Genomic DNA, 7459 nt, shown 5'->3' with positions numbered 1-7459 from the left:
CTGCACGTGACGCTGAAAGGTACGGCGCATGCAAAAGCCATCAGCCTGTTCGGCGGCATCGGCGGGATTGCGTTTATCGTCGGGCAGATGGGCGGGGGCTGGCTGGTGTCGGCGGATATCGCCGGGCTGGGCTGGCGTAACGCCTTCTTTATCAACGTGCCGATCTGTCTGGTGGTGCTGGCGCTGAGCCGCCGCTTCGTACCGGAAACCCGTCGCGAGACGCCGTCACGCATCGACTGGCCGGGTACCGTGTTGCTGGCCATCATGCTTTGCTGCCTGCTGTTCCCGATGGCGCTCGGCCCGCAGTGGCACTGGTCCTGGCCGCTGAAGGCGATGCTGCTCGCCCTTGTTCCGCTGGCCTGGCTGATGGCGCTGAATGCGCGCAAAAAAGAGCGTGAGAATGCCCATCCGCTGATCCCGCCGCGCCTGCTTGCGCTTCGCAGCGTGCGCTTTGGCATTCTGATTGCGATGCTCTTTTTCAGCGTCTGGTCCGGGTTTATGTTCTGTATGGCGCTGACCATGCAAACGGGTCTGGGGATGGCGCCGTGGCAGTCCGGGAACAGCTTTATCGCCCTTGGCGTGACCTACTTTGTTTCGGCGTGGTTCGCGCCGCGGCTGATTGCCCGCTACAGCACCAGCACCATCCTGCTGACGGGTCTGGCGATCCAGATTACCGGCCTGCTGGCGCTGATCGCCACGTTCCGCGTTTGGGGCATGGAGAATACCGCCCTGACGCTGGCACCCGCCACCGGACTGGTGGGCTACGGGCAGGCGCTGATCGTGAACAGCTTCTACCGCATCGGGATGCGCGACATTCAGCCTGACGACGCGGGGGCCGCGAGCGCTATTTTAAGCACGCTGCAGCAGGCCGCGCTAGGTCTTGGCCCGGCCATTTTTGGCGCAATTTTGCTGCACGCGCTGCAAATCCATCACGGGGATTACACCCAGGCGGTTAACGTCTTCCTGATGGTGGAAACGACCATGATGGTGGTGCTGGCTCTGGCGACGCTGCGCATCCGCCATAGCCTGTGCCTGCCGGTGGTAAAGGTCTGCCAGGCCGCCAAATAAGTTCGTGAATTTGCATAATAGATCCGCAGCCGCCATTATGGGGCTGCAAAAATACAGGAGACGTTATGCAGGAATTGATTGCTCAGGTTGAAGAGTTAGGCATTGAAATTAATCACACCACCTCTTTAGTAATTATCTTTGGTATTATTTTTCTTACCGCCATCATCGTTCATTTTATTCTGCACAAAGGGGTGCTTCGCGCATTCGAAAAACGCGCGCAGGCCAGCAGCCATTTATGGCTGCAGATCATCACCCAGAATAAATTATTTCACCGTCTGGCCTTTACCCTGCAGGGGATAATTGTCAACGTCCAGGCGGTACTGTGGCTGCAAAAAGGCAGCGAAGCAGCGGAAATTCTCACTACCTGCGCCAGGCTGTGGGTAATGGTATATGCCCTGCTCTCCTTCTTCTCGCTGCTGGACGTGATTTTCAATCTGTCGCAGAAAATGGCCACCGCGTCACAGCTGCCGCTGAAAGGGATCTTCCAGGGCATCAAGCTGGTGAGCGCCATCCTGGTGGGGATATTGATTATCTCTCTGCTCATCGGCCAGTCCCCGGCGATTCTGATCAGCGGTCTGGGCGCCATGGCCGCCGTGCTGATGCTGGTGTTTAAAGACCCGATACTCGGACTTGTGGCGGGTATTCAGCTTTCTGCCAACGACATGCTCAAGCTCGGCGACTGGCTGGAGATGCCGAAATACGGTGCCAACGGTACGGTGACGGACATCGGCCTGACCACCGTGAAAGTGCGCAATTTCGATAATACGATTACGACCATTCCGACGTGGGCCCTGGTCTCCGACGCCTTTATCAACTGGAGCGGCATGTCGGCCTCCGGCGGGCGACGTATTAAGCGCAGCCTGAATATTGATACCACCAGCATTCATTTTCTCGACGAGCAGGAGCAGCAGAAGCTCATTCAGGCGAAACTGCTGAAGCCTTATCTGGCCGCACGTCATGAGGAAATTAACCTGTGGAATCAGCAGAACGGTGAAGGGGAATCGGTATTAAACCTGCGCAAGATGACCAATATCGGCACCTTCCGCGCCTACCTGAACGAATATCTGCGCAACCACCCGCGTATTCGTAAAGATATGACGCTGATGGTGCGCCAGCTAGCGCCTGACGCGAATGGTTTGCCGATTGAAATATATGCCTTCACCAATACCGTGGTCTGGGCAGAATATGAGGAGATTCAGGCCGACATCTTCGACCATATTTTCGCGGTGGTGGATGAATTTGGGTTGCGTATTCACCAGTCCCCGACCGGGAACGATATTCGCGCCCTGTCGGGGGTCATTGCCAGGTAATCTGTGTAGGCACCCGGGCGTGAAGGCAAGTGCGGTCTGGTGCCCTCACCCCAGCCCTCTCCCGCAGGGAGAGGGTGAAAAACGTGCTACTTTTTGCGGGAAAGCTTAAACGCCACAAACAGGAAGATCACCCACACCGGCAGCAGCATCGCCGAAAGACGCATTTCATCCATGGTGCACATCAGCACCAGAATCAGCCCCAGGAACGCGATACAGATGTAGTTCCCCGCAGGGTAAAGCAGCGCTTTGAACTGCGTTTCGCGTCCCTTGCGGCGCATCGCGGCGCGGAATCGCAGGTGCGCCAGGCAGATCATGATCCAGTTCAGCAGCAGCGTGGCGACAACCAGCGCCATCAGCAGGCCAAAGGCCTCTTTCGGCAGCAGGTAGTTGATTAGCACTACCAGCGACGTAATGGCACCGGAAAGGAACAAGGAATTCACCGGCACGCCGCGACGGCTGACGCGGGTAAGGAACTTCGGCGCGTTGCCCTGCACGGAGAGGCCAAACAGCATGCGGCTGTTGGAGTAAACGCCGCTGTTATAGACCGACAGCGACGCCACCAGAATGACAAAGTTCAGGGCAGAGGCGACCACGTTGCTGTTCAGATCGTGGAAAATCATCACGAACGGGCTGCTGTCGGATTTCACTTCCACCCACGGATAGAGCGCCAGCAAGACCACCAGCGAGCCGATGTAGAACAGCAGGATACGGTACACCACCTGGTTAACCGCTTTTGGAATGCTTTTATGCGGGTCGCGCGCTTCGGCGGCGGTAATGCCAATCAGCTCCAGTCCGCCGAAGGAGAACATGATCACCGCCAGGGAGAGGATCAGCCCTTTCCAGCCGGTGGCGAGGAAACCGCCGTGCTGCCAGAGGTTATCGATCGTGGCGCGCTCGCCGCCGTGGCCTGAGAACAGCAGCCACAGGCCAAAGCCGATCATGCCGATAATCGCCAGCACCTTGATCAGCGCAAACCAGAACTCGGTTTCGCCATACAGGCGGACGTTGACGAGGTTAACGGCGTTGATAATGATGAAGAAGGCCGCCGCCCAGATCCACGTCGGGACATCCGGCAGCCAGTACTGCATATAGATGCCTGCGGCGGTTAGCTCCGCCATCCCCACCAGCACGAACATCACCCAGTAGTTCCAGCCGGACAGGAAGCCGGCAAACGGGCCCCAGTATTTATAAGCAAAGTGCGCGAAGGAGCCTGAAACCGGCTCTTCAACAACCATCTCGCCAAGCTGGCGCATGATCAGGAAGGCAATAATCCCGGCGATACCATACCCCAGCAGTACCGCCGGGCCAGCCATCTGAATAGCGGGGCCGATGCCGAGAAACAGCCCGGTACCGATCGCGCCGCCAAGGGCAATTAACTGAATATGTCGATTTTGCAAACCACGTTGCAGCGTCGGATTCTGATCCGACGAGGCTTCGGCGCTACCATGGCCTGAAGCGGATGACGCGTCTTTCACGTCCTACCCCTGTCTCTTTTTTAGAAGGGGCACGTTTTAACACTTCATGCTGGAGGTAGCAAGGGATTGGGGCATCCCTGCCCCGGATAACGAGATGGAACGCTTAGAATTCGTAGCCAACCGAGATCTTAAAGGTACGCGGTTCACCCTGCGTGATGTAAGTACCGGAATCGTCCACGCTGGCCCAGTAGTTTTCATTGGTCACGTTGTCGATGCCCGCGCGCACGGTCATCTGGTTTGCATTGTGGTTCACCGCGAAGCGATAGCGCATACCCAGATCCAGCGTGGTGTAGCTGTCCAGCTTTTTGGTGTTTGCCAGGTCAGCGTACTGCGCGCCGGAGTGGTTCACGCGGGCGGTGGCGGTCAGGCCGTCAATCGGCTTGATGTCGTACTCTGCGCCCAGCACGGCGTAAAAGTTCGGAATACCGATCGCATCGTTCCCCTGATTGACGCCATTTTTGGTTTTGGTCAGCTCGGCCTGCAGCCAGGTGGCGCTGGCATTCAGACGCATCCCCAGCATGGGCTCGCCAAAGACGTTCAGCTCCACGCCACGGTTACGCTGCTCGGCGTCAAGGCCGTAGTGGCCGCTGTCGTCGAGGATCGCCGACGGCATTTTGATTTCGAACAGCGCAAGCGATCCGCCCACGCGGCCAAAGTCCGCCTTCACGCCCACTTCGTTCTGCTTAGAGTGAACGATACCGGTGCTCTGGCCGTAGTTGGTGGCGGTATTAGGCGCGGTTTTGCCCGGCTGCAGCGCTTCGGTATGGTTAGCATAGAGGGAGATTTCCTCCCACGGCTTGTAGACCACGCCGTAGGTTGGCATCCAGCGGCTGCCGTCGAAGCCGTCTGCCGCGTTTTCCGCACCGGTAATTTTGTTATACCCGCGAATGACCACCTTCTGATGGCGCGCCCCGGCGGTGAACAGCAGCTTATCGTCCAGTACGCCCAGCGTATCGCTCAGCAGCCAGCCCTGAGTACGGGTGCGCCCGCTGGTCAGCGGATCGCTGTATTTCCCGCCTGAGCCGTTGAGGTTGCTGCTGTCCGGCATATCCACGCCGGTATTGTGGTAGATGTTGGTCGTCGGGTTATCCTTCGTCGCCGACATTTTCCACGCGATTTTTTCGTTTTTGGTCATCGCCGAATAGCCAACGTTGACCTTGTGCGAGACGAAACCAGTATTGAAATTACCGCGAATGCCCGCCATACCGCTGACGGAGTCGCTGATGCGGTTGGTATCAAGGCGGCTGACCGTTGCCTTGCCGCTTTTATCTACCAGCTTCGGCGCGCTGTAGATCCCTTCCTCATGCGCATGCTGCGCGCCCAGGCCGGTATAGGCGGTCCAGCCGTCGGTGATGTCGTACTCGCTGCGCCACATCCCGAACTCGTTTTCGATGTTGCTGTAGGCCCACTTCTGCGAGAAATTGCGATCGCTTTTCGGCGGCTCGGGCACGAAATCCACCGCCGAAATGTTGACGCTGGTTGGGCTACCGTGGAAGGTTTTCTTCTGATAGCCCAGATCAAGCGAGGTGCGGAAGCGGTCACCGCTGTAATCCAGGCCGGTAGAGAGCAGCGTGGTGCGGCGGCGATCGTTCGGTATGCCGGTTTCCCCTTCGCGATGGACCAGGTTCACCCGCGCGCCAAACTGGTCGTTGTCGCCGTAGCGACGACCCGCATCCAGCGTAGTGCCAATCTGAGAATCTGAGGTGTAGTCGACGCCCACTTTCGTCTGCGGGAGTTCGCCCGCGTGTTTTGGCTCAAGGTTGATCATCCCGCCCACGCCGGAGCTCGCCGCGCCGTTCATCAGGGCGTTTGCCCCTTTGAAGATCTCAATGCGCTCAACCATCTGGGTATCCACCACCTGGCGCGGCAGCACGCCGGACAGCCCGCCAAAGGTCATGTCGTCACCGTCGAACTTCAGGCCACGAATACGGTAGGTTTCCGCGCTGTTACCGAACCCCTGAACGAACTGCACGCCCGCGTCGTTGGCGACCACGTCAGCAATGGTTTTCGCCTGCTGATCTTCCACCAGCTTTGAGGTGTAGCTGATGATGGTGAACGGTACGTCCATGGCGTTCTGCTGGCCCAGCATCCCCATCCGTCCGCCGTTTGCCACCTGTCCGTCGAGGAAGGCCGGTACCAGCCGATCGCCACCGGGTTTGAACTCGCTGGCAGGCTTAGCCTGCACGACGAAGGTATCTTCTTTTTGATCGACCGCCGCGAAGGCGGAATGTGTTACCGCGCCAACGGCGAGCGCCAGTAGCGTTTTGTGTATGTTGGTGTTGTTCATCGTTAACTCATTTGAAAGTGCGCGCAAAAATGACCCGTTGTCGGGCCTTAGAATGTATTGATAGCAATGCAAATGAGAACTATACGCATTATCTATGCGTTAGCAAGCGTAACCGCGAACAACATGAATAGATGGGGAGACAGGGTGAGGAACAACCACCCCGTTTCGGGGTGGCTGCAGTGACGTTATTTTTTCTTGTAGATATTGGCCGTACCGTGAATTTTATTGTTGGTGTTCCCTGACGTGAGCACCAGGACATCTGCGCCTTTCTTATCGGCTTTCTCAATCAGTTCTTTTTTTGCATCATCAACCGATACCTCATTCGAGGTACTTACCGTACCGATTTTTTGATACTGAGACGCAACTTTCTTGAACTCATTTTTTGTCAGCAACTGAGCAGCAAAAGCATTGGTCGTAAACAGTAACGCCGTTCCCAACAAAATAGCAGTCGTCTTTTTCATAACCTTTTTTCCTTGAGATTAATCAGCAACTACGAAAAACCTCACGCATTGTGGTGAGGTTTTATGAGCATGGTAGAGAATCTCAGGAAATGCCATACGTTCGGGAAAATTCTTTTATAACAACCCGTTGCATGAAATTACTAACGAATATTAAGAATATTCGAATACCCGCGCGGTGCCAGCAATATCAATGCGTACCGCCGTGCCCGGGTTCCATCCTGGCTGGCTGACGGTCTTCAGAATCACGGGCTGTTGCTGCCCGGCTAATCCGAGGGTGAGCGTCGATAGCTGTCCGGTGAAATCCACATCAAGAATCGAGATCGGGCTTTCATGTGAGGCACATGCCGTCACGCGTAATTGTTCAGGGCGCATCATCACCCTGCCCTGTCCTGTCGCATGCGCGTTGTCCGTCGGCACTTCACCCAGCGCGCACACGGCATACCCGGCAGCGAGTTGAGCTGGCAGGATCACGGCGTCGCCAAGAAACAGCGCCGTCTCTTCGTCAACGGGACGGGTGTAAACCTCATAAGGCGTACCGACCTGTGTGAAGCGTCCGGAGCGCATCACGGCAACCTGCGTGGCAAAGGACAACGCTTCGTTCTGATCGTGGGTGACCAGAATCGAGGCCACGCCCGCTTCGGCCAGCAGATCGGCCGTTGCCTTACGCGTCATGGCGCGCAGGCCGGTATCCAGCGCCGAGAACGGTTCATCCAGCAGCATCAGTGAAGGACGCTGGGCCAGCGCACGGGCAAGCGCCACGCGCTGCTGCTGCCCGCCGGAAATCTCGTGGGGCCAGTGCGTTGCCAGTTGCCTGTCCAGAGACACCATCTCCATCAGCGCCTCAACGCGCTGGCGTTT

Annotated in this window: 6 protein-coding genes; 2 read left to right on the top strand and 4 right to left on the bottom strand. The window is 57.2% G+C overall.

What is annotated here, in order from left to right; translation table 11 throughout:
• Positions 1–1068 (top strand): MFS transporter (locus tag DOU50_RS02045; protein WP_148768664.1); only part of this gene is annotated, 1068 nt, incomplete at its 5' end.
• A gap of 65 nt (positions 1069–1133) precedes the next feature.
• The gene (locus tag DOU50_RS02040) at positions 1134–2378 is read left to right on the top strand and encodes a mechanosensitive ion channel family protein (RefSeq protein ID WP_024906897.1); all 1245 of its coding nucleotides are present in this window, start codon (positions 1134–1136) and stop codon (positions 2376–2378) included.
• 86 nt (positions 2379–2464) lie between these two features.
• On the opposite strand, the gene pheP is transcribed toward DOU50_RS02040, so the two are convergent.
• The 4 genes from pheP to DOU50_RS02020 all read right to left on the bottom strand — a co-directional run.
• On the bottom strand, positions 2465–3853 hold the full coding sequence (gene pheP / locus DOU50_RS02035) for a phenylalanine transporter (RefSeq protein WP_024906896.1): 1389 nt from the start codon (positions 3851–3853) through the stop codon (positions 2465–2467).
• Between the two features lie 103 nt (positions 3854–3956).
• Positions 3957–6140: a TonB-dependent receptor gene (locus DOU50_RS02030; protein WP_148768663.1), complete on the bottom strand. Its 2184-nt coding sequence runs from the start codon at positions 6138–6140 to the stop codon at positions 3957–3959.
• 185 nt (positions 6141–6325) lie between these two features.
• Positions 6326–6601 (bottom strand): DUF1471 family periplasmic protein YahO, encoded by a 276-nt coding sequence (gene yahO, locus DOU50_RS02025; protein ID WP_024906894.1) that lies wholly within the window; start codon positions 6599–6601, stop codon positions 6326–6328.
• 150 nt (positions 6602–6751) lie between these two features.
• On the bottom strand, positions 6752–7459 hold a 708-nt coding region (locus DOU50_RS02020; protein WP_148768662.1), incomplete at its 5' end, for an ABC transporter ATP-binding protein.

It is taken from the genome of Enterobacter sp. C6 (assembly GCF_008122455.1).
Taxonomy (GTDB): Bacteria; Pseudomonadota; Gammaproteobacteria; order Enterobacterales; family Enterobacteriaceae; genus Enterobacter; species Enterobacter pseudoroggenkampii.
The sequence above is the reverse complement of the archived record's forward strand: the minus strand, read 5'-3'. Positions and strand labels throughout refer to the sequence as shown.

Excerpts from the sequence above, each read along its gene's own strand:
- DOU50_RS02040 (WP_024906897.1), top strand. The coding sequence starts at position 1,134 with ATGCAGGAATTGATTGCTCAGGTTGAAGAGTTAGGCATTGAAATTAAT.
- DOU50_RS02030 (WP_148768663.1), bottom strand. The coding sequence starts at position 6,140 with ATGAACAACACCAACATACACAAAACGCTACTGGCGCTCGCCGTTGGC.
- yahO (WP_024906894.1), bottom strand. The coding sequence starts at position 6,601 with ATGAAAAAGACGACTGCTATTTTGTTGGGAACGGCGTTACTGTTTACG.